Origin of the sequence: Stenotrophomonas sp. SrG, assembly GCF_050031795.1 — a bacterium.
Lineage (GTDB): Bacteria > Pseudomonadota > Gammaproteobacteria > Xanthomonadales > Xanthomonadaceae > Stenotrophomonas > Stenotrophomonas rhizophila_A.
Window position 1 is genome coordinate 1 of the sequence record NZ_JBNBBE010001064.1, and the last position, 240, is coordinate 240.

At 66.2% G+C, this 240-nt stretch carries 1 protein-coding gene; it reads right to left on the bottom strand.

The window, feature by feature from the left end:
• A partial coding sequence (locus ACQG3P_RS22735) for a hypothetical protein (protein WP_426806315.1) occupies window positions 1–240 on the bottom strand: 240 nt, incomplete at both ends.

The following is a 240-nucleotide window of genomic DNA, read 5'->3' on the forward strand; positions in this document are numbered from 1 at the left end:
TGCCCGAGGTCATAATTCTCTCGCCGAAGTGGACGCTGAGGAACGCCCGGGATATCGGATCGCCCTCGACGGAGAGCAACATCGACCGACCGAACAGGCGCTCGGTGGCGCTGTGGATGCGGGGCGCGGCGGCGTCGGAGAACGCGTAGTACACGTTGGCCTTTCCGTCCTCGTGGACCTCCTGGCGCACGCTTGCAATCGCGCCGGTCGTGAACACGGGCGGGTTGGCCAGCTTGACGG